Raw genomic sequence first — 1,436 nt, forward strand, 5'->3', positions numbered from 1 at the left:
TCACCTTGAATCGTGACACTAGGAACTTCAAACTGGTTTTCGTATCCATCGCCGCCATCAAGAATATCCACCGTTAAAGAGGCATCATCGTTCAAACCTTCAATTGCCTCTAAGGTAATATCCAATGTTACGGAGGTGGTGTCACCGTCTGAATCTGTTGCATTAACTAACAATGGTATATCCAGGATTTGATCTTTTGACAGATCGAAAGAGCGATATAATTCAAAGGAATACTCTATTTCACTACTCGACTCTACAGGTAATGTGGATAATAGTTTCGATTGAAAAATATTTACTTCCACCCCACCTTCTAAGATATAGCCAGTAATTGTCGTACCGTCATCAGACAGACGGTAAAGCAACTCACTTTCACTACTCACTAATGTGGGCTGGTTTAATTCGCTAAATCGAAGAGAGTCAACATAATCACTCCCGATATCGAGTTGAAGGCTCCCAGTCTTAAAGATTGCCCCACTTTCTAGATTAATCTCTTCCATTGCAACAACAGTCAAGTTGCTCAACGTAGGATCAACACCATCTTTCAACACGAAATCAATTTCATTCTCTACAAGCGGTGTGGAGTCTAGATCTGTCCCTCCAATGGTCAGCGGGAAAGTGACCGTATCACTACTATTGAATTGATCGATAGGATGATAAAGAGTAAGCGAGATTGAAGCTAGTACATCGTTACCCGACTCAATGCCACTCAATGTTAACGTAAATACAGTGACACCATTAGCAAATGCTGTGATTTGCTTTCCACTGGAACTTAACGTGTAGCTAAGCTCATTATCAGAGACTGAGCTTGTAAGCCCTAATGCCTCTAACTTAGTAATGGATGCCCCACCAAAATACAAACTAGTCGGATCAGGGTTATCAGAGCCAGCAATCACATTAACACTGCCTTCGGTGGTTAATAATGCCTCTCCCAGAGGTACTTCTGCTGCGTTTATAGTAGCGCTGCCTACATAACCCGCTTGGCCATCTATAATGTCGATAGTTGCGGTTGCTACACCGTAATCTTTTGAATCATCGGCTGCGAGATAATCAAAAACGAGACTTTGCTCAACCGTGTGATCTAAGTTGCGACTGGCATTCAACTGCCAAGAGCCATCTGAAAATACGGTTAATTCACCCTTCTCTAGACTAAAACTTACTGAGCCACCATCAGGGACAGACTGGATCTCTCCTCCAGCTCTGACATATCGAATGTACAAGTCACCATCAATATCAATGTCATTCTCCAGTACATTGCCAGAAATGACTTGGCCTTCGGTTACACTATATGACTCATTTTCGATCACTGGATCGGCATCAAGGATGGCGATTTCTAGGGGAGCCACAACAGCCTCTTGTGTGCCGTCAGCATCACTTTGAATGCTTTCAACCAATACGTTAGTCACCAGCTCATCTTGACCTACACCATGATCAATCGC

Annotated in this window: 1 protein-coding gene; it reads right to left on the minus strand. The window is 42.9% G+C overall.

Annotated features, from left to right (window positions below; translation table 11 throughout):
* Positions 1–1,436: Ig-like domain-containing protein (locus tag R7127_RS26160; RefSeq protein ID WP_242531859.1), on the minus strand; the 1,436-nt coding region annotated here is incomplete at both ends.

This window comes from Vibrio sp. 1159, from assembly GCF_033340395.1.
In the GTDB taxonomy this organism is placed as follows: domain Bacteria; phylum Pseudomonadota; class Gammaproteobacteria; order Enterobacterales; family Vibrionaceae; genus Vibrio; species Vibrio alginolyticus.